The 253-nt window shown below is 49.8% G+C and carries 1 rRNA gene (running past one end of the window); it reads left to right on the plus strand.

Going from position 1 to position 253, the window contains the following annotated elements:
- Positions 1 to 253: ribosomal RNA gene (locus ACP69V_RS15825) — 23S ribosomal RNA — on the plus strand; its annotated part reaches 821 nt to the left of the window's first position; the annotation flags it as partial.

Raw genomic sequence — 253 nt, forward strand, 5'->3', positions numbered from 1 at the left:
AGGTTGGCTTAGAAGCAGCCACCCTTTAAAGAAAGCGTAATAGCTCACTAGTCGAGTCGGCCTGCGCGGAAGATGTAACGGGGCTCAAACCATACACCGAAGCTACGGGTATCACGTAAGTGATGCGGTAGAGGAGCGTTCTGTAAGCCTGTGAAGGTGAGTTGAGAAGCTTGCTGGAGGTATCAGAAGTGCGAATGCTGACATTTGTAAAGACAATGGGTGTGAATAACACCCACGCCGAATGACCAAGGTT

It is taken from the genome of Brevundimonas sp. PWP3-1b1, from assembly GCF_049896065.1.
GTDB lineage: Bacteria > Pseudomonadota > Alphaproteobacteria > Caulobacterales > Caulobacteraceae > Brevundimonas > Brevundimonas intermedia_B.